At 43.2% G+C, this 264-nt stretch carries 1 protein-coding gene; it reads left to right on the top strand.

From position 1 onward, the window contains the following. A partial coding sequence (locus H4J50_RS19250; protein WP_404842763.1) for a hypothetical protein occupies positions 1-264 on the top strand: 264 nt, incomplete at both ends.

Below are 264 nucleotides of genomic sequence, written 5' to 3'. Positions count from 1 at the left end.
ACCCTGATGATATTGATGCACTGCTAGATTCGATAAATGATCAAGGTGATGCACCTACTGAGGATGACACGTCAAGTGAAGACAACCTTGAAGTAGCAGACCCTGATGATATTGATGCACTGCTAGACTCGATTAACGATCAAGGTGATGCACCTACTGAGGATGACACGTCAAGTGAAGACAACCTTGAAGTAGCAGACCCTGATGATATTGATGCACTGCTAGATTCGATTAACGACAAAGATGAAACTCCGACTGAGAATA

It is taken from the genome of Colwellia sp. 6M3 (assembly GCF_014077595.1).
Taxonomy (GTDB): domain Bacteria; phylum Pseudomonadota; class Gammaproteobacteria; order Enterobacterales; family Alteromonadaceae; genus Cognaticolwellia.
The sequence above is the reverse complement of the archived record's forward strand: the minus strand, read 5'-3'. Positions and strand labels throughout refer to the sequence as shown.